Genomic DNA, 22,256 nt, shown 5'->3' with positions numbered 1-22,256 from the left:
ATAAATACTTTGCCTTATAAATCTATTAATTTTCTAAAGTTTTATACGTCACCCATATACCAAAAGTAACAATTCAAGATATTTTATTCTAAAATGATAGGATAATGTATCCAAAAAGTTTTTAACAGAGGTCGATTCTTCTTCAACCCGAATACCTATAGAAAAAAAGATGACTCCAATAGGAATCATCTTTTCGAGTTATTTTTTTCATTAAGTACCACAAAAAGTCTGGTACGGGCCGCATGATTCAGGTACTGTTGCGTATGCTTCCTGATCTCTCGTATGCGCGTATGGGTGTGAGAGTACTTCCAGAAGTCGTTCCATCACACTGTAATCGCCTTTTTTAACCGCAGCATCCAATGCTTCTTCCACCCGATGGTTTCGTGGAATCACCGCAGGATTACTTTCTTGCATCAGTTTCTTCGAAGAGTCTTTCGATTCCTGTTGACGCCCTACTCGCTCCTGCCACAGTCTTTTCCACTCGTCAAACTCCGGAGAATCGAAAAGGGCTGCGTCCCCTTTTGTTTCAAACGTTAAGGCACGGAAGGTGTTCGTATAGTCTGCCCGATGCTTCTTCATCATGTCGAGGAGTCCTTCGATCAGCGCTTCATCCTCTGCCTCTTCATCAAAGATGCCCAACTTCGCCCTCATGCCCTTGAACCAATATGAATGATATAACTTATTGAATTCCGAGATCTCATCCTGCGCCAGTTGAATGGCCTGTTCCTGATCATCATGCAACAGTGGCAGTAGGCTTTCCGCCAATCGGGCTAGGTTCCAAGCAGCAATGTACGGCTGATTTCCATAGGCATAGCGGCCTTGAACGTCAATGGAGCTGAATACCGTTTCCGGATCATAGGCATCCATGAAGGCACATGGGCCGTAATCGATGCTTTCTCCGCTGATGGTCATATTGTCGGTGTTCATCACCCCATGTATGAAGCCAACCAACTGCCATTTTGAAATAAGCTTGGCCTGTCGTTTGATGACCTCCCTTAGCATCGATTGAGCTCGGTTTTCAGTAGCTTCCACCTCTGGAAAATGACGCTTGATGGTATAGTCGACAAGGGCCTGCATTTCCTCGATTGTCCTCCACTTAGCAACATATTGAAAAGTTCCGACACGAAGATGGCTGGCAGCCACTCGCGTTAAAACCGCACCTGGTAGCACAGTTTCCCGATAGACCGGGTCGCCTGTCTTCACTACAGCCAAACTACGAGATGTGGAAATTCCCAGCGCATGCATGGCTTCACTGATGATGTATTCACGTAACATCGGACCCAGTGCCGCGCGTCCATCCCCCCCGCGTGAATAGGGTGTTCTTCCTGGACCTTTAAGCTGGATGTCCATCCTTTCCCCCTCTGGCGTAATCTGCTCACCCAAGAGCACCGCTCGCCCGTCACCTAGCATCGTGAAATGACCGAATTGGTGACCCGCGTATGCTTGGGAAAGAGGCAAGGCTCCTTCAGGAATCTCGTTTCCAGCAAGTACTTCCACACCCTCATCGCTTTCTAATTCTTTCGCGGACAACCCTAAAGTAGCAGCCAGCTTTTCATTGAGAATGATCAATTCAGGTGCACTTACTGGAGTCGGGTCGGTAAGGGTGAAAAGAGCTTTTGGAAGTCCAGCATAGCTATTTTCGAAGTTCCATCCTGATTCATTATTTTTTGTCATAGAATCCCCTTTTCTTTAGTCATGTCTGTACTGGTTTTTCCTCATATTTAAAACAAAAATAGTCATTTGCATGGTCCTTATGCACGTTTTTAATGTCTGCATATGCCCATTTATTATACCGCTTCCACATCAAGATGACCCTTTTTAAGCAATCGCGTTTGAAAAACTCCATAGGTAAATACACATTTAAACTGCTATTACATAGAATGCATGAATGAAATGACTTAAGGGGGAGTTCTGTTGATTATCTATGTAGTAAGCAGTGGCGATTCGTTATGGAAAATTGCAAACCGCTATGGAGTAACAATCGATTCAATTGTTAAATTAAATGCATTATCCGACCCAAGCCAATTAACGCTTGGCCAGTCATTGGTTATTCCTCACATCGGGACCTCTCACATCGTTGAAGCCGGAGAAACCTTATGGTCGATTGCCCAGCAATACGGACTGACCATTCAAGCACTCATGCAAGCCAATCAACTTACCGATCCAAACGTACTTTACCAAGGCAGTGTTCTATATATCCCGCCCATTACACACGTCGTTCAGTCGGGACAAACGTTATGGGACATTTCCGTTTGGTATGGCACGACCGTTCAGGCCATCTTGAGTGTCAATCAAATCGAAGACCCAAACACGATTTATGTAGGAATGAACCTCATCATCCCAAGGTCGAAACGAGCGATAGAAGTGAATGCTTATACCTATCAATCAAGTGATGCAGCCGTCCAATCCATCCAAGATATCGGCCAACTACTTACTTACCTTAGCCCTTTTGCGTATAAAATCAAGGAAGATGGCACATTAGAAGGACTGAATGATGAAGATATGGTCGACGCCGCGATTTCAAAAGGCATCGTCCCCATGATGTCGATTACGAACTTCACTTCAACGGAAGCCGGATCCAACCTAGCCCAAGTCATTTTGTCCAACTCTTCATTAAGGGAAAAGGTCATTCGGAATGTGCTTGAAGTGATGGATGACAAAGGCTATGCCGCACTAAACATCGATTTTGAAAATGTATTGCCCGAGAATCGCGAGGATTACAACCGATTCCTGCAACTGGCCGTTGAGCGTCTTCATGCTAGAGGCTATTTGGTTTCCACTGCCCTTGCGCCCAAGACGAGCGAAGAGCAAGCTGGTGTATTATATGAAGCACATGATTATGAAGCGCATGGACGGATTGTCGATTTCGTCGTGCTCATGACGTATGAATGGGGATATCGGATGGGTCCCCCTCAAGCCATCTCTCCCCTCGACCAAATGAGGAAAGTCGTGGAGTATGCCTTGACGGTGATTCCTGCAGAAAAGATCTTTTTAGGGTTCCAAATATATGCACGGGATTGGCTCCTCCCACATGTTAAAGGCCAGGAAGCGGAGACATTCAGCCCACAAGAAGCCGTAAGGAGGGCCGTTAAGCACGGAGCACCCATTCAATATGATCCGGTCGCCCAATCACCCTTTTTCCGCTATACAGACGAAAAAGGGAAAACGCATGAAGTATGGTTTGAAGATGCACGGAGCGCGCAAGCCAAGTTTGAACTCGCAAAGCAATATAAGCTCCGCGGTATCAGCTACTGGGCACTAGGTTTCCCTTACCCCCAAAACTGGGCTTTATTAGAGGACAATTTTTCAATCAAGAAATTGAAGACATTTAGCTGATTTGCTACAACCTTTCGAGGATACCCGTTTAAAAAAATGGCTTATCGACTTTCGATAAGCCGATCCCATCCAATTGTTATTTCGATAAGGCGATTTTTATATGGGCTAAGTGGTGCTTTTCGTGCCAAGCTAATTTTGCGATTTTTTTTGCCACTGTTATTTCACCATTTTCCTGGTGAGTGAAAGTCCGACGTACTTGCTCTTCGGTTAAACTATGCCCTAAAGCAACGATACGCTCATTTATCCCTTCTAGCATTTTAATGGAACTTTCTATTGGAAGTTCAGTGTCCGGTTGAATGGCCCATTTTTCCTGGTCAAAACCTGGTACCGTTGGGTTCTCATCTGTCAAAGCCAGCTTCAAACGTTGATACATGTTCAACTGGGAATCTGCAATGTGATGAACAAGCTGACGAACATTCCAGCTACCCTCACGATATGTTTTCTTTAATTCCTCATCACTTAATGAGTCAACAGTTTCTCTTAATTGAATGGTGTATGTTTCGATATTCTTTAACCATTCTTGAATGTTTTCTAGTGTTACTTGTTCAGGTACTTGTAATTCCCCAATTGGAAATCTCACATCCATTTTCATTCCCCATTTCCCTATTCGTTATTTCTTTTACATATTGATCAGGAGATTATAATCCCCTTATATTTTAACATATTTTATCCAATTTCCGACATTTATTGGTACCAATAAAGGGGACACCGAAATAACAAGAACTCTTTAACCAAAGACTAAAAAAAAGCTGCCCGCCCGTCAGTTTTCACCGACTTTGGGACAGCTGCTTTGTTTTATTGCCTCTTAATAAGGATCGGCTTCGTGGCTTTTCTTCACGGCATCTTTAGTCGCTTCATTTGCCGCTAATGTACCTTGGCCATATTTTGACTTACCTGATTCACGGCCTGGAATCTTGCCTTCTTCCTGTTTTTCCTTGATTTCTTTCATTTTCATTTCGATGCCTTCCTTCACACGGCGGCCATATTCTTCATCGGCTTGTGTAAAGTGCTCAACCATGGCATCTTGAATACGTTTGTCACATATTGCAAGTGCATTGGATAGGTTGTTGATTAATTCATCACGTTCCCAGTCCTCAAAGCTGCGATATGTTTCGCCCGCTTGACCATAGTTATTAGGACGGTCAATCGGCTCGCTCATTACCGCCGCATTATAGCTCGGACGGTGTTGTGGACGCTCTTCTTTGCTAGCTTCCTTGTACCCGCCGATCATCGATGGTTCATAGTTAATAGATGGATTTTCACCATTCTCTTTCGGATCACGAATATCCATTTGGCCGCGATGCTGATTCGTGCGGACAGGCACTTTCGGAGCATTCACAGGCAATTTCAGATAGTTCGGACCTACACGATAGCGTTGTGTATCAGAGTAGGAGAACGTACGGCCCTGGAGCATTTTATCATCGGAGAAATCCATTCCGTCGACAAGGACCCCTGTACCGAAAGCTGCCTGCTCGATTTCCGCATGGTAGTCCACCGGATTGCGATCAAGAACCATACGACCGACTGGCAACCATGGGAATTTATCTTCCGGCCAAAGTTTTGTATCATCAAGTGGATCGAAATCAAGTTCTGGATGGTAGTCATCCTCCATGATTTGTACATAGAGTTCCCATTCCGGATATTCTCCACGCTCGATGGATTCATATAAATCCTGTGTCGCATGGGCGACGGTCTTCGCTTGAATAGCGTCTGCTTCTTCTTGGGTTAAGTTGCGGATGCCTTGCTTAGGCTCCCAATGATACTTTACAAGCACAGCTTCGCCTTTGTCATTCACCCATTTATAAGTATTCACTCCAGAACCCTGCATATGGCGGTATGTAGCTGGAATGCCCCATGGAGAAAATAGGAATGTAATCATATGCGTAGCTTCAGGTGAACGGGAAACAAAGTCGAACATCTGCTCAGGATTCGCCACGTTCGATGCTGGATCCACCTTGAAAGCATGAATCATATCAGGGAACTTCATCGCATCACGGATAAAGAAAATTTTCAGGTTGTTACCGACAAGATCCCAGTTACCATCTTCCGTATACATTTTCACGGCAAAACCGCGTGGATCCCGTGCTGTTTCTGGCGAATCCTTCGATCCTGCCACGGTAGAGAAACGGACCATGAGTGGTGTTCGCTTCCCAGCACCCGAAAATACTTTCGCCCGTGTATATTTTTCTGGAGGTTCATCTCCGACTTTTCCATATGCTTCAAAATAGCCAAATGCTCCAGCACCACGTGCGTGAACCACACGCTCCGGCACTTCCTCCCGGTCAAAGTGGGAAATCTTTTCGATGAAATGATAATTCTCAAGTGTAGCGGGACCGCGATTACCTACTGTTCGGATATTCTGGTTATCCGTCACAGGGTGACCTTGACGCGTGGTCAACGTATCGCGTTTCACATCTTTTTCTTGATCCTGTCCTTTTGGAGCATTCATATCTTTGTTCTCTGCCAAAATGAAAACCTCCTTAAAAATAGTGGCCCTTACTTCACTAGTATTCCAGTTTATAAGGGGAGTTATCATTTATATTAAATATTAAATGATAATTATTATAATCAATACAAAACCATTATAGGGTATGCACGTAAAGAATGCACGTAAAATGAATTACATTTTTCTTTCTCAATAAATATCATATATTATCAGTAGTGAGGATTACTAGATAACCGCTCATCTATCTATTAGGGGCCGTCCCTTAATTTCTTAAAAGTCGTTTACTAACTAATTAGACAATACTTCTTCTATACCTTCGTTTTGAAAAAAGAAAACCTATAATGGATAAATTTCTCCAGAAAACCAGAAATTATTCTCATTAACTTAGATGCCTTCATAACAAAAAAAGAGTCAATTATCCTTTTGGATAACTAACTCTTTTAGTTCTTTATTTATTGAAAATAAACGGCATTAAAATGGGTTCGTTGCGATGAAGCTTGCTGTTTTGACATACATACGTGGATTGATCTTTAATTGGTCCACGATGAATTCTGCAATATCTTCAGGTTGGATGAATTTTGTATCGTTATTTTCCTTAATTAAGCTTAGGTCAAGCGCAAGATCTGTTGCCACCGTACTTGGTGTCAAAGCAGACACGCGAATATTGTTGCGGCGAACTTCTTGTGCCAAGGATTCTGTAAAACCAATCACGGCAAACTTGGATGCACTGTATGCACTTGATGTAGCGGCTCCACTCAATCCATTTGTGGAAGACACATTGATGATGTCCCCACCATTTTTCTCGATTAATTGAGGCAGTACAGCATGTGTTACATAATAGGTGCCCATTAAGTTTGTATCAATGATTTGTTTCCATTCTTCTGGATCCATTTCCATAACCGTACCGAATGTTCCGATACCCGCGCTATTAATTAGAATATCAGCATTCCCCAACTCTTTTGTTAAAGATTCAATCGCTGCTTCCACTTGTTCCTTTGATGAAACATCAGCCGCTGCATAGGCCACTTTAACGCCTAACCCTTCAATTTCGGTAGCCGCCTCTTTTAGAGTTGCCTCTGTTCTTGCAAGTAAACCGACGTTTACTCCTTCTTTAGCTAGTGCGATAGCCGTTGCCTTCCCGATTCCTCTTGCCCCACCGGTAACAATTGCTACTTTATTTTTTAATGATTGTGCCATAATAGTTAGCCCCTTTCTAAATCAACTTTCATATACGTTCTATTATACTATTTTGGATTGGATATTCCTAAAAGCCTGCTTGGTCTTTTGCAGAATCTATCTATAAGTATTTTCTTGATTAGGTTTTCGTAAACTTTGTTTTATATTCTTAATGCTCTCTTGCTATGCAAATAATTTAAAGGAATTATTCATGACTATTTTTAGCACATGAACAGCATTAAAGAAGTTTTCTGATAGTTGATTCTCCAGCTAAAAATCATGAAAAAAAGAACATCAGAAGTATTCTGATGCTCCTAAAGTATTGTACTTTCCTCTCTTACTTATAGACCTTGACCGGTAAATATGTTAAGGACTGTCCCGTAGCGGATTCGGTTAAGTTTTGTTCTAAATCAAACCCTTCGACAGGTTCGATACGAGAGAATTTCTTTGTGAAAAGCTCCAAAGCCAATTTCATTTCCAATCGTGCAAGCGGTGCACCTAAACAGAAATGTGGCCCGCTTCCGAAGGTCAAATGCTTCTTATTATTTGGACGGCGGATGTCTATTTTGAAAGGATCTTCAAACATATCTCCATCCAGATTGCAGCCGCTCATCCAAGCGATGACGGTATCCCCTTTTTTTAACGGAACCCCTAATAAATCATTATCTTCTTTAACCGTACGATCTCGTCTGGAGCTGTGGAACCGATACCGTAGCATTTCCTCGACTGCATTCGGAATCAATTCAGGCTCATTCCGGAGTTCTCCATAGATTGACGGATCATCATAAAGTAATGAATAGAAAGAATTCGCGATCGCATGGCTAGTCGTTTCGACACCCGCGCCTAATAGGAGCATCGTCGCCTGCACGATCTCTTCATCCGTAAACCTTTCCCCATCCACTTCTGCCCGGATTAAGTCACAGATAATATCATCTGACAGATTCGAACGTTTCTGAACGACAATCGGATATAGGTATTGGAAATATTCCTTTGCCGCCTGTTCCTTTTTACGCATGATATCTTCCAACCTTGCTTCGTCATAAGGTTGGAACAGGATATCCACCCATTCTTTGAACTGGTGTTGATCTTGAATCGGCACCCCGAATAAATCCGCGATAACCAAAGCAGGTAAAGGGCCAGAGAATGTTTTTATAATATCGACCGTTGAGTCAGCTGGAATGTCATCTACAAGGTCGCTAATAATTTGGTGAATACGAGGTTCCCATTCTTTCAAACTGCGCGGGGTGAAAGCGGCTGCTAACAAGGAGCGGCTCTTCCGATGTGCAGGTGGATCCACCAATGTAAGATTCGTTATGGAAGAAGGTTTTTCTGCCTTCTTACCCGCTCCAACGAAAATAGCACTTCTAGGCCCTTCACTTGAAAAAACCTTATAGTTACTTAACACCTGTTTAACATGTTCATATTTAAACACATTCCACGTATTCGTTCCCTCATGGAAATAGACAGGATGATCGTGAAGCATTTCTTTGTACCATTCAATCGGGAAAAACTCATCAGCACGTGACTGAAAATTCGTAATTTCTTTAATAGGAATCACTTCTTTGTTCATTAAGTCATATTCCTCCTTCAAAACATCTAAAGATTCTCTGCCTTCTACATTTGCACGTATGTTCAGCTTACTCTAAACAGAGTATTTTGAAAAAAGCAATAAGTAATAGGGCATGAAACCCACATTTGAATACCTTTGGTTTTTTTGTAGGTAGTAGGTCTCTTCTATGTGGCGGTACATGCGTGCCTAAAGACCACATAAAAAAAGCACTCATTTTGAATGGCTCAAAATGAGTGCTTTTTAGTCGTTTCATCAAATCTCCATGTCCCAACGATCCTGCTCGGTTTGCTTCATCTGTTTTTCCGTTTTTTCCGGATAGGCTGTACGGAATTTATGGTGGTCGGCCGGGATGATTTCAATCATCTTCTCGATCATGTCTTCCGGATCAAGTTGGTTCTTTAATCCCGCATCCTGTTTCTCCATATCTTCCTTCCGTGTAAAGTTGCGTTCCTCATCGAACCACTTCCATTTCTCCTCTGCAGCCCTGTCGTTGAAGCCCGTATTATAGGCACCCGGATTTATGGTCGCCACCTGCACCCCAAATGGCTCAAGCTCATCCTTCAAGGTTAACGCCATACCCTCGATGGCATTTTTGGTTGTCGCATATGGACCTCCGAATGGGGTCGTGATAATTCCGGCCATCGAACTCAAGAACACGATTTTCCCGCTTCCTTTTTTGACCAGCTTCCTTGCTGCATGTTGGACGGATTCAAGTGTCGCAAATACATTCACTTCGAAAATCGCCCGGAACCGATCCATCGGCACTTCCCCTAGTGCACCGCCTTCGTTGATAGCAGCATTGGCCACAAACACGTCAAAATCATACACATCAATCAGAGCCCTGTCCCGTTCATTCGTGATATCCAATTTGAGCACGTCCATATTCAGGCCTTGCTCCTGTGCTTCTCGCATTAGATCCGTTTTCTGGGACGTGATTTCGGTCGTCGCAATCACGTGGTGCCCTCTCTTCGCTAATCCTAATGCTGTTCCTCTTCCAAGCCCACTGCCTGCTCCCGTGATGAAAATCGTTTTAGTCATCTACTATTCCTCCTATCGATATTCTCTATTATTTCTTCTTCCCCGTTGCTATAGACCTAAACAAAATAACGCTTTTCCCAAGGGCAAAAGACAAATAAGTCAGGGTCTAAAAAAGGGATAACAAGGTTTCCAAAAGGACTTTATTCCCCTTTTTTGTTAAAATTAAATAGAACTTTAGACATGCTTCCGGATTTGTCTTTGCGTTTATTAAGGTCGTTTACGGGAATACTTAAAAACATCAAGTCTATCCCTGCATTTCATTCATGAAAGCTTAAACAAACGAGGATAACTAACGAAAAAGGGGTTTTTACGATGATGAATTACAAAAACATCACAGTTGCCGGAAGCGGCGTTTTAGGAAGTCAGATAGCCTTCCAAACTGCTTATGTAGGAAAATTCAATGTAACGATATATGACATTAACGACGAAGCTTTAGAACGTGCCAAAGAAAGAATCACGAACTTGAAGCCTTATTATAAAGCAGATTTAGGGGCATCGGACGAAGATTTGAATGCGGCTTTTGACCGTCTTAACTTCCACTCCGATCTTGCAAAGGCTGTAGCGGATGCGGATCTTGTGATTGAAGCGATTCCGGAAGTCGTTCAGATTAAAACCGATTTTTATACGGAATTAGGAAGAGTGGCGCCCGAAAAAACCGTTTTCGCAACGAACTCTTCGACATTATTGCCAAGTCAATTTGCAGAAGCGACAGGCCGTCCCGAGAAGTTCCTCGCCTTACACTTTGCGAATGAAATCTGGAAAAACAATACCGCTGAAGTCATGAAGCACCCTGGGACAAATGACCGGTTCTTTGATGAAGTGATTGATTTCGCAAAAGCGATCGGAATGGTTGCCCTCCCATTACATAAAGAGCAACCCGGCTATATCTTGAACTCTTTATTGGTTCCGTTCTTGGAAGCAGGCCAAGGACTCCTATTGAATGAAGTCGCGGACCCTGCAACCATCGACAAGACATGGATGATTGCAACAGGCGCTCCACTCGGACCTTTCGCCATCTTGGACGTAGTAGGAATCACCACCGCCTATAACATTGCCAATGCCAAGGCTCAAGCAGGTGATCCACATTTCGTAAAATTGGCTAACCTCTTGAAAACGGAATACATCGACAAAGGGAAAACAGGCAGAGCAGCAGGAGAAGGCTTCTACAAGTACCCGAACCCTGCTTTCGCTAAAGCTGATTTCTTAAAAGGTTAATGAACATGAAGGAAAAAGCAGAAGGCGCTTAGGCACCTTCTGCTTTTTCATGGATGATTTGTTTCGATATACCTTCCAGCTGTTTGCGGAAAGCATGCTACACTAAGAATTTCCCAAAGGTAACCAACCATTTAAGATCGCACCACCTTCTGGGTTATTTCCTACTACCAACTCACCACCATGCTGTCTAATGATTCGCTGAGAAATCGTTAAACCTAATCCTGCTCCTCCGGTTGAGCGATTTCTCGATGCTTCCCCACGATATAGTGGTTCAAATACTCGCGGAAGGTCTTCCATAGAGAACCCCTCCCCTGTATCTTGTACCGTAAAGATCACTTGGTTATCCTCTCTATTGCAGGTAATGAATATTTCTCCATTCCTAGGTGTATGCCTTACCGCATTATCTAGCAAGTTATTCAGGGCTCGTTCCAATAAGTGCGAATCACCCTTGATGTAGCAACCCGTTTTTAAATGATTTGTCATGATAGAAATCCCCTTTTGCTGAGCCTGCAGGCGCAGACTTTCTATGGAGTTCTTGAGAACAAGACACAGATCAATCCTGTTTTCAGGCAGATTCACTTCTTGGTATTCCGTCTTAGCAAACGTGAAAAGATCCTCTACTAATCGATCCAACTGCGCCGACTTCTCCTTACATACCGCCAAATACTTTGCTTTCTTTTCAGGTGTATCAGCAATGCCTTGCTCTAAACCATCTAGGTAACCACGCAAAGCAAACAAAGGCGTTCGTAAATCATGTGCAACAGCAGTAATGACAAATCTCCTTTCAGCTTCCAATTCATCCTGTTTCTGAAAAGATTTTTTTAGACTATCTACCATAATAGTAAACCCGTCATGTACCTCATCAATTTCTGAAATCCTTGATGAAGGTAACTGGATATCCAGGTCTCCCTCTCCAATCTGTCGAGCACATAGACCCGTTTTCTCCAAAGGAATGAGAATATATCTTCGCATTGCATAGGTAATGACCAAAATCGCCACGATTAGGCCAGAAATGACTGCAATTATTTGAGTCATTTTTGAATGATCTTGATAGATGACAACCCTTCCAAGCACCTGCCCATCCTGTATGATTGAAAACTGTTCCACGCTCGCAGAGGACGGCCCTCGGTCAGAGTCCGATTGAAAAATCGCCTGATTAGATCCGGATAGTATCGACACGCCCATATCTGCTTTCTCTAAAAGCCCGCTTAATTGGTCTTGCCAAGCAGGAATTTTCCATTTATCAGTATTTGTTTCAATCAAGTGAGTTATCGCTTCCATATTCTCCTGTTGTGGTTCATCCATTCCGAAATTGAATGACTTTGTTTCAAGAATATGCCCACCTACATAAAACACCCACGGGAAAGTAAGGATAATGAGTAGGCAGAGGATAGTGAAATGACGAATTCGAATGGTTTTCATTTTATTCTCCTTTGAAACGATAGCCTATACCCCATACATTGACTATAAATTTCGGTTCGTTAGGGTCCGCTTCAATTTTCTCCCGAAGTCGACTTAGATGGACACGAATAGTATGTTTGTCCCCAATCCCTTCCCAAAACTTTTCGAGTAATTGCTCGTATGTAAAAACATATTTCGGATGTTCCGCGAATAATTGCAGTAAATCATACTCTTTCGGTGTAAGCGAGATGGGCTGCCCTTCTATAGATACCTCTCTTGTGGATAAATCCAACGAGAGGCGTCCATAATCCAAGACCTTCCCCTTTAACTCTTGCTGAGAACTGGAGCGACGTAATACCGCCTTCACTCTTGCAACAATCTCACCAGGCGAAGCGGTTTTGACTATATAATCATCTCCTCCAATTGCAAGGCCTCGTATCTTGTCTACATCATCACTAAGCGCACTCAAAAAAAGAATCGGGACGTTGCTTTTCATACGAATCTGCCGACATAACTCAAAACCATTTTGTCCCGGCATCATGATATCAAGGACAAGGCAATCAATTCTACATTGCTTTACCACATCAAGCGCCTGAGTAGTATCATAAGCAAGTTTCACCTGAAATCCCTCATTTATTAAGAAATCCCTCAATAATTCAACAATGCTATGGTCATCGTCCACAACTAAAACGGTATGTACATCCTTCACAAATCTAATTCCCCTCTCTAATTGGCTCCCCTATATACCATCCTTACAATTTGATTCAATTTTATCACTTTTTTGAAAAAGGAAACGTTTTAGGATGGATTGTGATTATTTTGTGATTGTTTCATACCATTTTTTGAGATATTTAACGGTTATTCTTTAACTGTGAAACAAACTTCAACTATTGTAATGTTTCGTTCCACAATTCTAATAACTTCGAGGGGGATTTAATAATGGGTGTTGAAGATCAAAGTTATTCATTTTTTCCATTTGGTGCATTGTTCTGTCTTACACTATTTTGTTTTGTAGCCGTTCGCATATTCGCCATACGATCTCGTTATAAGGATTCCAATCAACTTACCCATCTAAAAAAGCTGGTAAGCAAAGGGGAAATGACAGAGGCCGAATACCAAAGATTTAAAGAACTTCTTACTAAATAGGAACATAGGAAATTCAGTTATGGAGGAAAAATTATGCATATCCAAATTGTATTGTTTGATGGATTTGATTTATTAGACGCTATTGCACCTTATGAAGTGTTTACAGCTGCTGGGATGTACTTTAAAGATGACTTAACCGTAACACTCGTTTCTGCAGAAGGGGAACGAATGGTGACAAGTGGAGTGAATGGTTTACAGATTGAAGCAAGTGGGAAACTTGACGTAACTCGTAAAGGAATCATTCTTATTCCGGGTAGCTCTGGTTCTGTTCATGATACTGGAGCCGAATCGATACCAGTTAGGCTCCAGCAAGCATCTGAAACTAACTTGAGACAATTATTAAAACAAGCCATCGGAAATCCAGATATATTGCTATCCACAGTTTGCGGTGGTTCCCTTATATTGGCCATGAGCGGCTTATTAGAAGGTCGGCATGCCGTTACCCATCACATGGGAATGGGGCTTTTAAGTGCTACGAATGCAATTCCTGTTCATGCTCGAATTGTAGATGATGGGGATATTGTTACTGGCGGTGGCGTTACTTCTGGACTAGATGTTGCCCTCTACCTGGTTGAGCGAGAATTAGGCCCACTTATAGCCCACGCGGTGGAACAGCTGTTTGAGTACGAACGTAGAGGTACGGTTTGGAGAAATGAAGGAAATGTACCGAAAGAAATCCGACAGGAAAATGATATTGGAGTGACACGTGATGAGTCCGTTATCCCAACTGATTCAAGAGATGACTTCCAAGGCAATTGGGATACCACAATCTCCACTCCTATTGGAAAAATCCCGATTTTATTACATGTAACCTATCAAAATGGGAAACTAGTAGGTACAGCAAAGCAAGGAGATGATATTGTCACAATGGACGATCCCGTACTAGAATCGAATCAATTAAAGTGGTCCATGAAAGTGTCTAAGCCCATGCGCCTTAATTTGAATTTCAGCGTTTACGTAGATGGAAATAAAATGATTGGTGAAGCAAAAGCAGGGATGCTCCCTACATCAAAGTTAGTTGGACATCGAGTTGGATAACATGGGGTGATAGGTAGCCTAACCGTTCATATCCCTGAATAACGCTTCCTTCATATCGTACTTGCTATTACTTCTCTTATTACTGGACCCTCCCATAATTAATCCACAGCGGGATTCAGATAATGACTAAACGGCTTGAGCTCTATGAAATTTCAGAGCTCATGTCTTTTTTTTATTTTTTCTACTATTAATTAACTGTCCTTTCGTATCTGGTTATTTCTTTTGAATATAGGAAATGATATCAATATATAATTCGGTCATTTCTTGAGGGGTTTTATCTAAGTCATTTTGTACCCATTGCTCGATCAATCCTAAAAAAGCAGACGTAATGAAAGATAGAAAGTAGTCCATGGGCACGTTTAAATTGGATGCATGGAAGCTTTCACTTTTCTCTAAATTAACACGCACTTTTTCGGAAAAGGCATCTCGAAATCGAAGGTGGAAACCTGTTCTCCCATGATCGCTTAAAAATATCTTTAATAAGGGCGCATGCATTTTAATGGAGCTAAATAAGGCAGCCGCTAATTGCTCCTGCCCTTTTTCAAACGTATGAGTCGATGAATAGCGCGATTGCAATTCATCAATATGATTGCCTAAGTCCTCAAACAACTGCTGTTCGATTCGATCTAGCAAATCGAACTTATCTTGATAGTGCAAATAAAATGTTCCACGGTTAATTTGTGCCGTTTTCGTAATGTCCCCTACCGTAATGGAATCAAAGGACTTTTCTTCTAAGATATGTATAAACGACGTTTGAATGAGCTGTTTAGTTTTTCGATTTTTCTCTGCATACATGCTCATCATCATCACCTCCGCCCTAAAATTGAACAATATGTTCACTTTTGTTCATTGCTTATATGGTCCTAAAAACTATAAGATATATACATACCACTGAACAACATGTTGAAAATTGAGAAAGGATGATATAGATTGAGACTATTTAAAAATAAATTAGCATGGGCTGCTCCCATCGCGGTTATATTAATTATCGCACTATTTTCAGTAAACTTATTCGCCCAAGGAAATCCGAAAGTAAGAAATTTACCGGTTGCCCTTATTGTCAATGATGAAGGAACACATGTAGACGCTGTCCAATCAGCCGTTGAACAAATGAGTAAAGGCACGGATGGCGAAGAGCCGATGTTAGCTTTTACAAAGGAAAAAGAAGAAAATATTGAAGATCTATTCGATGATAAACAGTACTATGCCGCATTGGTCATTCCTGAAGGCTATAACGATAGCTTACAAAATGCCGTGAAGAATAACAAATCAGCACAGTTGAAAATTTATATTAACCAAGGGTATAACATGACGGGTGCTAACTTTGCGAAAACTGCATTAAGCGGCTTAGTTACGCAATTAAATAATCAATATTCTACGAACTTTATCAAGCAAATGGATGGTCAACAAATTGATGCAGCCCAAGCAGCTGTATTAGTAAACCCAATCGTTTCCGAAGAAAAAGTGTTTAATGAAATCACAGCCTCAACGGCGAATGGTAGTGCACCAACATTAATGGCCGTACCTGCTTGGGTAGGTGCCTTAATCGGCGGTTTCATCCTATTCTTAGCCATATCAAACATCACTAAGAAAGAAAACTTAACACGCAAACAAACATTACGCTTAATGGGTGGTCAAGTATTATTCGGCGTGATCATCGCCCTATTCTCTGGCTTTACAGTTTCGACATTAGCGTCCATCGCCGGTATTAACATGCCAAGTTACTTACTAGTTGCATTCTTCGTATCGTTTGCAGCATTCTGTTTCTTCCTATTAGTATCAGCCATTACGGCATGGATCGGTAAACCAGCCATCACGTTATTCATGGTTGTCATGCTTCTAGGTATGGGTGTATTAATGACACCACTAGAAATGCTACCCGATTTCTTCGTGAACTTCATACGCCCTTGGGTTCCAATCCGCTTTGCGTCTGAAGGATTACGTGAAATCTTCTACTTCGGTAGTGGCTTCTACACTGGTGGTTCGTTCATCACGATTGCAGGAATCGGTATTGTCGGTTTAGTGATTTACCTGCTGTCTATTTTCAAACCAGCACCTAAACAAAACGACTAAACCAAGAACTTGTGAAGCAATCCCTTTATTTAAATGGTTAGGTCTGAGTTCGATATTTCATCGGACTCAGACCTTTTTTACTTTCTCCTTGAATTCAATGGATGTGTTAGCTCATTCAAAAAACTGCTGGCTTTTCTTCAATGCCCTTTTCCGCTGAATGATTTTTATAATGGGAATGGCGATCAGCAACGCTACGGCAATGTTAAGAATACCAACAGCTGAGTTAAGAAATTCCGGCAGTGATTGTTCCCCTAAAATACCTACGTTCACAATACCCGACCAGACATTTATAAAAAAGAGTAAAAGAAAAATATTCAACATGCGCTTATAATAATCGATCCTTGATTGTGTATCTGTATATAGTTCAAACGGACCTTCAGATGCTACCTTTTTCATGTACACCCAGCCACCAAATTCATGAATAATGGTAATCCCACTGTCTTTAAGCAAGTCAAAATAATCCTTCATCTCACTTTTTGACTTTCCCATGATAAACTCATTGCGGTAAAGGAATGCACCAGGCTCTCCCTTTTTAAAGGTGAACCGCCCCAACGAAAACTTCTTTAGGTGCCAACCGTGCGCAGCCATCTCATTAATCCACTTTTCTTCTTTTTCGTAATCCAAGTAAAAGCGATACCTTACTTTCTTCACAGCTGGTTCTCCCCTTTCGTAATGAGCAAACCGTTATGATACAACTCATGGAGACGTTTCATTTCATTTTCCACCATCAGCTTCCCAGCATCCGTAATAACATATTCCTTTTTTCGTCCATCCTCATCTAAAGCAACAATCCACTTTCGCTTAACCAATGTCTTAATCGCACCATAAATCGTTCCAGGACCAAGCTCAACACGACCATCGCTAAGTTCGGAAACAAATTGCATAATCCCATAGCCATGCCTTGGTTCATATAAAGATAAAAGGATGTAATAAACACCCTCTGTCAAAGGAGCCTTATCTTCCATCATTCCCCCACCTATCGTCTAACGTTATATCGACTGTTGATACACTTATTGTATCAGCGGCCGATATAACTGTCAATGATATACATATTTAGTTTTTGTTTCTGGATAAGGAGCGTGCGTTTAAGATTCAGGTCAGGGATAAGGATTATATCTATGAGGTAACAAATAGTTGAGTGGAACGGAAGGCACGAGACTCCTGCGGGAAACGCGCGTCTACGGGAGACACCGCAGGAGTAAGCCAAGGAGGCTCGCGGACCGCCCGCGGAAAGCGAGTGCCTGGAGTGGAAATCTACGTCCTCCTATTCATTCACGACTTAGGTAAACAGGGGTCGATCTATGAGGTGACAAATAGTTGATTGGAACGGAAGGCACGAGACTCCTGCGGGAAACGCGCGTCTACGAGAGACCCCGCAGGCGTTAGCCGAGGAGGCTCACGGACCGCCCGCGGAAAGCGAGTGCCTGGAGTGGAAATCTACGTCCTCCTATTCATTCATGACTTTAGGAAAACAGGGTTCGATTTATGAGGTAAAACATAGTTGATTGAGCAGAAGACACGAGACTCCTGCGGGAAACGCGTGTCTGCGAGAGACCCCGCAGGCGTTAGCCGAGGAGGCTCGCGGACCGCCCGCGGAAAGCGAGTGCCTGGAGTGGAAATCTACGTCCTCATATTCAACATTCATCACTTTAGGAAAATAGGGTTTAATCTTTGAGGTAAAACATAGGTGATTGGAACGAAAGGTACGAGACTCCTGCGGGAAACGCACATCTACAAGAGAACCCGCAGACGTAAGCCGAGGAGGCTCGCGGACCGCCCGCGGAAAGCGAGTCCCTGGAGTGGGAATCAACGTCCATATGGTACAAACCATAAAAAAAGTAGACAAACCGATTTTCAGGTTTGTCTACTTTCTGAACACAGCAAAAAGCTATGAGATGTGTGTGTTTGCATTCTTTTCTTCTTTTTTCACACGGATGAACATGCCTTTCGATACAATCAAGCCTAATATCGAAAATGCAATCAAAATATACATAGTCACTGAGTAATGAATTTGTAGGCTGATAATGACCGATGCGGCTATTGAACCGAAGTAGCGAAACATGGAATAAATACCGGAAGCTACCCCTGTTAATTCCTTCGCAACGGATTCAAGAGACGCCGCTTGCATGGAAGGAACGCCCAATCCCGAGCCAATTCCACCTAGAAATAAAATCAAACCAGCAAAGACTAATGTATCAATCGTTGGAAGGATAACATATAATCCTAATGCCAGAATTAATAGGCCAAAAGATATTCCAACGGTCCTACCCTTTCCAATCTTGCCTTCTACATATCCACCTAGCCATGATGCGATCGAGATAGCTAACGAGAATACAAACAAAAGAAGTCCTATCGAACCGATAGAGTATCCGACATCTCTTTCTAGCATCATCGGCATTATTAAAATGGTGCAATACATGATGGCATTGTTCAGTAGGATCGATAGATTTGCACTTGTAAAACTAGCGTCTTTAAACAGTGAAAAATCAATGATTGGATGGCCATATCGCTTCTCTCTATATACGAATAGAACGAAAGATAGGAAGAAAATCAACCAAAGCCAAACATTGGTGTACCATTCATTTGTCACAATCAGGACAAGGACCGTTAAGAATGTACCTAATAGAATGGACCCTTGAATATCTAATCGGGTATGGCTTTTCGGTTCGATATTCGGTAGGTATTTATAGGCAATAAGGAAGGACAAAACCGTAAAGGGAATGTTTATCCAAAAGGTGGACTGCCATCCCCAAGCTCCAATCAGGAAAGCACCAAGAAGTGGGCCGAGTGCCGCCCCAATGGACATCGCAAACCCAAACACACCGAATGCCTTGGTTAACTTTGACTTAGGTGTGATAAAGCGAATGATCGCCGTTCCATTAGGCGTAATCAAGGCCCCACCCAATGCTTGAATGCCTCTACCAATGATCAATACCAGTAAATTAGGTGCATAGACACATACTAACGAAGCCACTAGAAATAAAAGCAAGCCGAGTAAGAACAATTTGCGTGTTCCATACATATCCCCGAGTTTTCCTGCTATTGGTTGGGCTACGATCATGATAATGAGATACACCGTCACAATCCAGGAGACATTTGCTACATTCGTCTGAAAGGCGTCCATGATCGTAGATAAACCTATCGTTATCATTGTAGAATTCAACGGGACTAGAAAAGCCCCCGTTAATATCGCAAGCAAAGGAATATTGTTACTTTTCTTTAACAATGTACACGACTCCATTTGTTCCATCCACACGTACGATATCACCATCTTGTAACATCTGCGTTGCCACTTTTGTACCTAAAACAGCTGGAAGCTTGTATTCACGGGCAACCGTTCCGGCGTGGGACAGGATCCCACCTGCATCCGTGACAACAGCTCCGGATATAGAAAATAGCACGGTCCATGGTGGGAGTGTTGTTTTACAAACGAGTACATCCCCCTTCTGAACTTTAGAAAAATCATTCTGATCCCGAACGATTTTCACCGTACCCGTATGGACTCCTTTTGAGGCTGCATATCCTTTAAAGCTTTGTTCTTGTTCATCCACTTCCGCCGCTCTTGTTCCAAAGATTCTTTCGATGACAGGCGCCGCTTCCTCTTGTGGGGGCACACCGTATGTCTGAGGAATCTCTTTCTTTGAATTTTGTTCATGTACAGCCTTGCGCTCAACAATTTTGGTGGTTATATCCATTGGGCTATTTACTAACTCCACTAACTCATCCAGGTATAAAAAGAAAATATCCTGTTTCTCTTCGATTGCTTTTGCTTCAACTAAGAGTGCTCCTACTTCCAGTAATACCATTCGAGCTTTAGCCGGAAGCATGGCATCAATGTAGAAGTGATGATCTTCATCAACACCCCAATAGGCTAACGCCCAGTCATGGATCTGCTTGAACCTTGCTTTTACTTCACTCTCCGGGTACTTCTCTAACAAAGCGGATACTTTATGTTCGCGTTCCGCTACAACACGTGCAAATTCTTCATCAAAATCGAAGTCTTTCTTCATATATTCCGAAATGACAGCTAAGGCATATTCAGGATTCTCCACCCATGTTTCATCAGAAAACTCATGGGAATTCGCGATGCGCCACCCATAAATTTCTAACGTATCTTGAACTTGGTCCAGGAAAGTTTGGCCTGCAGGAGATGCTGTAAGCTCCGTCACTAAATCTTCATTAGGAATGGAAGTAAAACAGTTCGACACTTCAGGTGACGCCATAGCCACCTTCGCAAGCTTCCATAAAACTCGATCCGTCTCTAATGATTTGTTCATCACACCTTCAAGAAGGTCATACACATAAGTCGTATTCGTGTCACCCGTTAAATTCTTATAGGCATCTTCTAAAAGTAACCCAACAGAACCTCTAGGCATAACAACCTCAAAATGAATCTCCCAGGCGCGTTTAAAAAATTCAAATAATTCTATAAGGATTCCCCTTGCCTCTGCCAAAGTAAAGCTATTTTTACGATATTGGTCCAGTGTGTTAAAGTACGGGATTAACTCTTGATTCATATAATTCCAGAATATATCACTTAAGTTTGGCAACAATGCTTCTATAGCCGTTGCATTTTCTTCCAACCGTTTTCCAATATCCCCTTGATAGGAAACGGTATTCTGATAATAGTGAGAATCAGAAATTTTAATTTGGAATTGATGGATGGGAAGTTTCAATGTTTCATAAGCCTTTTTTGTCCCTTCTGTAACGGCTGGTGCCATATAAGACGCAAACAGGGGAGTTAAAGAACCGGGTAAATGCAATTCATCTAGAAACCAAAATCCATTTTGTTTATCTTCTTCGTTCAGCATTAATTCTTTTCGGAAATTTTCAATATTCAACATATTTTTCGCACTCTCCTTGATTCTAAGATGTAATGGGTCTAGATTGAAGAACGAAAATCATGTCATCTTTAATGGCAAACTCTATATCAACGGGAAATTCGTAAAATTCCTCTAATTTACTTGTTACAGACTCCAAAGCTAAAATGCCTTTTTCATTAAGACAGAAGGAGTCACTTTCTTCTGGTGTCGTTTCCACTTCAATGATTTGATTATTAAGAGGCAATATCTTCACTTCTTTTAAACCTAAGTCTTTCATAATTGACTTTGTTTCTTTATTCACTATGAAAGTATCGGGGGTCACTATTCCTGAAACTATCGATTCACCCAAGCCGTAACTCGCATTAATGATGATTTCATTAGGATCTTGAGTAATGGGATTCAAACTAAAGATCACTCCGGCTACATCCGGGAACACCATTTGCTGAATTAAAATCCCCATCGGAAATGCATCTAAAGAAATATCTTTTTGTGTCGCATATTCACGAACACGATCGGAGAACAGGGATGCCCAGCATTGTTTGACTGCATAAAGCAATTGTTCTTCCTCACAAACGTTCAAGATTGTCTCATATTGACCGGCAAAGGAAGCGTCTTTTAAATCTTCAGCAGAAGACGACGACCTAACGGCGACCGATAAGTCAACGGATCCTGTCAGTTCCTTCAATTTTTCATAGGAAGATAGAACTTCCTTCTCTATTTCTTTTGGAAGAGGAGCCTTCATGAACACGTCAATAAATTCCTCTTTATGTACTTGGGTTTGTAAAGAATGTTCTTTCATGAAAAGTTTCAAAGCATTTGCTTTAAGAACAAATCCGTTGGGGATATTTACACCCTCGTTTATGATGTTTGCTAAGTGCAATGCTTTAGACCCAACTTCTAGTAGTGATTCTTGGTTAGCTTCTTTTAGGAATACTGTAAACACTGAAAAACAAACCCCTTTTCTTTATTAACACTATAATGATAGTACAAAATA

Annotated in this window: 19 protein-coding genes; 5 read left to right on the top strand and 14 right to left on the bottom strand. The window is 42.0% G+C overall.

Translation table 11 applies throughout. The features are described from left to right. Positions 1–210 precede the first annotated feature (210 nt). Complete coding sequence (locus ACIQXQ_RS16865; protein WP_402959020.1) at positions 211–1,674, bottom strand: protein adenylyltransferase SelO; 1,464 nt, start codon at positions 1,672–1,674, stop codon at positions 211–213. A gap of 240 nt (positions 1,675–1,914) precedes the next feature. Between ACIQXQ_RS16865 and ACIQXQ_RS16860 the strand changes: the two genes are divergently transcribed. Next, the gene (locus tag ACIQXQ_RS16860) at positions 1,915–3,336 is read left to right on the top strand and encodes a glycoside hydrolase family 18 protein (RefSeq protein ID WP_402959018.1); all 1,422 of its coding nucleotides are present in this window, start codon (positions 1,915–1,917) and stop codon (positions 3,334–3,336) included. A gap of 76 nt (positions 3,337–3,412) precedes the next feature. On the opposite strand, the gene ACIQXQ_RS16855 is transcribed toward ACIQXQ_RS16860, so the two are convergent. The 5 genes from ACIQXQ_RS16855 to ACIQXQ_RS16835 all read right to left on the bottom strand — a co-directional run bounded on the left by ACIQXQ_RS16855 (position 3,413) and on the right by ACIQXQ_RS16835 (position 9,566). Continuing rightward, positions 3,413–3,922, bottom strand: coding sequence for a YfiT family bacillithiol transferase (locus ACIQXQ_RS16855; protein WP_402959016.1), 510 nt, complete (start codon positions 3,920–3,922; stop codon positions 3,413–3,415). Positions 3,923–4,141: 219 nt separating this feature from the next. Further along, the gene (locus tag ACIQXQ_RS16850; RefSeq protein WP_402871656.1) at positions 4,142–5,803 is read right to left on the bottom strand and encodes a catalase; all 1,662 of its coding nucleotides are present in this window, start codon (positions 5,801–5,803) and stop codon (positions 4,142–4,144) included. Positions 5,804–6,253: 450 nt separating this feature from the next. Beyond that, positions 6,254–6,979 (bottom strand): 3-ketoacyl-ACP reductase, encoded by a 726-nt coding sequence (locus ACIQXQ_RS16845; protein WP_402871658.1) that lies wholly within the window; start codon positions 6,977–6,979, stop codon positions 6,254–6,256. A 316-nt stretch (positions 6,980–7,295) separates the two neighbouring features. Then, entirely contained in the window at positions 7,296–8,528 is a 1,233-nt protein-coding gene (locus tag ACIQXQ_RS16840; protein ID WP_402959014.1) for a cytochrome P450, read from the bottom strand. Between the two features lie 252 nt (positions 8,529–8,780). Further along, on the bottom strand, positions 8,781–9,566 hold the full coding sequence (locus tag ACIQXQ_RS16835) for an SDR family oxidoreductase (RefSeq protein ID WP_402959012.1): 786 nt from the start codon (positions 9,564–9,566) through the stop codon (positions 8,781–8,783). A 315-nt stretch (positions 9,567–9,881) separates the two neighbouring features. Between ACIQXQ_RS16835 and ACIQXQ_RS16830 the strand changes: the two genes are divergently transcribed. Then, positions 9,882–10,781 (top strand): 3-hydroxyacyl-CoA dehydrogenase, encoded by a 900-nt coding sequence (locus ACIQXQ_RS16830; RefSeq protein WP_402959068.1) that lies wholly within the window; start codon positions 9,882–9,884, stop codon positions 10,779–10,781. A 102-nt stretch (positions 10,782–10,883) separates the two neighbouring features. Here the strand turns inward: ACIQXQ_RS16830 and ACIQXQ_RS16825 are convergent, their stop codons facing one another. Further along, complete coding sequence (locus tag ACIQXQ_RS16825; RefSeq protein ID WP_402959010.1) at positions 10,884–12,203, bottom strand: sensor histidine kinase; 1,320 nt, start codon at positions 12,201–12,203, stop codon at positions 10,884–10,886. Position 12,204: 1 nt separating this feature from the next. Next, entirely contained in the window at positions 12,205–12,891 is a 687-nt protein-coding gene (locus tag ACIQXQ_RS16820; RefSeq protein ID WP_402959008.1) for a response regulator transcription factor, read from the bottom strand. Positions 12,892–13,121: 230 nt separating this feature from the next. Here ACIQXQ_RS16820 and ACIQXQ_RS16815 point away from each other — a divergent pair, with 230 nt between their 5' ends. Together ACIQXQ_RS16815 and ACIQXQ_RS16810 are read left to right on the top strand one after the other, a co-directional pair. Further along, positions 13,122–13,328: a hypothetical protein gene (locus ACIQXQ_RS16815; RefSeq protein ID WP_402959006.1), complete on the top strand. Its 207-nt coding sequence runs from the start codon at positions 13,122–13,124 to the stop codon at positions 13,326–13,328. Positions 13,329–13,361: 33 nt separating this feature from the next. Then, positions 13,362–14,366 (top strand): DJ-1/PfpI family protein, encoded by a 1,005-nt coding sequence (locus ACIQXQ_RS16810; RefSeq protein WP_402959004.1) that lies wholly within the window; start codon positions 13,362–13,364, stop codon positions 14,364–14,366. Between the two features lie 213 nt (positions 14,367–14,579). Here the strand turns inward: ACIQXQ_RS16810 and ACIQXQ_RS16805 are convergent, their stop codons facing one another. Continuing rightward, positions 14,580–15,167 (bottom strand): TetR/AcrR family transcriptional regulator, encoded by a 588-nt coding sequence (locus tag ACIQXQ_RS16805; protein WP_402959002.1) that lies wholly within the window; start codon positions 15,165–15,167, stop codon positions 14,580–14,582. Between the two features lie 129 nt (positions 15,168–15,296). Here ACIQXQ_RS16805 and ACIQXQ_RS16800 point away from each other — a divergent pair, with 129 nt between their 5' ends. Next, a complete protein-coding gene (locus tag ACIQXQ_RS16800) occupies positions 15,297–16,439 on the top strand; it encodes a YhgE/Pip domain-containing protein (protein ID WP_402959000.1) in 1,143 nt (380 codons plus the stop codon). 111 nt (positions 16,440–16,550) lie between these two features. Here the strand turns inward: ACIQXQ_RS16800 and ACIQXQ_RS16795 are convergent, their stop codons facing one another. The 5 genes from ACIQXQ_RS16795 to ACIQXQ_RS16775 form a co-directional block, all read right to left on the bottom strand. Further along, positions 16,551–17,090 carry a DUF2812 domain-containing protein gene (locus tag ACIQXQ_RS16795; RefSeq protein ID WP_402958998.1) on the bottom strand — a complete coding sequence of 180 codons (540 nt, stop codon included), beginning with the start codon at positions 17,088–17,090 and terminating at the stop codon, positions 16,551–16,553. Continuing rightward, positions 17,087–17,404: a PadR family transcriptional regulator gene (locus ACIQXQ_RS16790; protein ID WP_402871689.1), complete on the bottom strand. Its 318-nt coding sequence runs from the start codon at positions 17,402–17,404 to the stop codon at positions 17,087–17,089. The genes ACIQXQ_RS16795 and ACIQXQ_RS16790 overlap by 4 nt, the downstream gene beginning before the upstream one ends. A 923-nt stretch (positions 17,405–18,327) precedes the next feature. Further along, positions 18,328–19,665 carry an MFS transporter gene (locus ACIQXQ_RS16785; RefSeq protein ID WP_402958996.1) on the bottom strand — a complete coding sequence of 446 codons (1,338 nt, stop codon included), beginning with the start codon at positions 19,663–19,665 and terminating at the stop codon, positions 18,328–18,330. Continuing rightward, complete coding sequence (locus tag ACIQXQ_RS16780; RefSeq protein ID WP_402958994.1) at positions 19,649–21,283, bottom strand: PEP-utilizing enzyme; 1,635 nt, start codon at positions 21,281–21,283, stop codon at positions 19,649–19,651. The genes ACIQXQ_RS16785 and ACIQXQ_RS16780 overlap by 17 nt, the downstream gene beginning before the upstream one ends. A gap of 22 nt (positions 21,284–21,305) precedes the next feature. Further along, complete coding sequence (locus ACIQXQ_RS16775) at positions 21,306–22,205, bottom strand: PEP/pyruvate-binding domain-containing protein (RefSeq protein ID WP_402958992.1); 900 nt, start codon at positions 22,203–22,205, stop codon at positions 21,306–21,308. Between the last annotated feature and the right edge of the window lie 51 nt (positions 22,206–22,256).

Origin of the sequence: Peribacillus sp. NPDC097198 (genome assembly GCF_044762055.1) — a bacterium.
In the GTDB taxonomy this organism is placed as follows: domain Bacteria; phylum Bacillota; class Bacilli; order Bacillales; family DSM-1321; genus Peribacillus.
This window is presented reverse-complemented; position numbering and strand designations above follow the sequence as displayed.

Bases quoted from the DNA above. Each gene is read 5' to 3' on its own strand.
- ACIQXQ_RS16845 (WP_402871658.1), bottom strand. From the start codon at position 6,979: ATGGCACAATCATTAAAAAATAAAGTAGCAATTGTTACCGGTGGGGCA.
- ACIQXQ_RS16825 (WP_402959010.1), bottom strand. From the start codon at position 12,203: ATGAAAACCATTCGAATTCGTCATTTCACTATCCTCTGCCTACTCATT.
- ACIQXQ_RS16805 (WP_402959002.1), bottom strand. From the start codon at position 15,167: ATGAGCATGTATGCAGAGAAAAATCGAAAAACTAAACAGCTCATTCAA.
- ACIQXQ_RS16865 (WP_402959020.1), bottom strand. From the start codon at position 1,674: ATGACAAAAAATAATGAATCAGGATGGAACTTCGAAAATAGCTATGCT.
- ACIQXQ_RS16855 (WP_402959016.1), bottom strand. From the start codon at position 3,922: ATGGATGTGAGATTTCCAATTGGGGAATTACAAGTACCTGAACAAGTA.
- ACIQXQ_RS16815 (WP_402959006.1), top strand. From the start codon at position 13,122: ATGGGTGTTGAAGATCAAAGTTATTCATTTTTTCCATTTGGTGCATTG.
- ACIQXQ_RS16790 (WP_402871689.1), bottom strand. From the start codon at position 17,404: ATGGAAGATAAGGCTCCTTTGACAGAGGGTGTTTATTACATCCTTTTA.
- ACIQXQ_RS16830 (WP_402959068.1), top strand. From the start codon at position 9,882: ATGAATTACAAAAACATCACAGTTGCCGGAAGCGGCGTTTTAGGAAGT.
- ACIQXQ_RS16835 (WP_402959012.1), bottom strand. From the start codon at position 9,566: ATGACTAAAACGATTTTCATCACGGGAGCAGGCAGTGGGCTTGGAAGA.
- ACIQXQ_RS16840 (WP_402959014.1), bottom strand. From the start codon at position 8,528: ATGAACAAAGAAGTGATTCCTATTAAAGAAATTACGAATTTTCAGTCA.
- ACIQXQ_RS16810 (WP_402959004.1), top strand. From the start codon at position 13,362: ATGCATATCCAAATTGTATTGTTTGATGGATTTGATTTATTAGACGCT.
- ACIQXQ_RS16780 (WP_402958994.1), bottom strand. From the start codon at position 21,283: ATGTTGAATATTGAAAATTTCCGAAAAGAATTAATGCTGAACGAAGAA.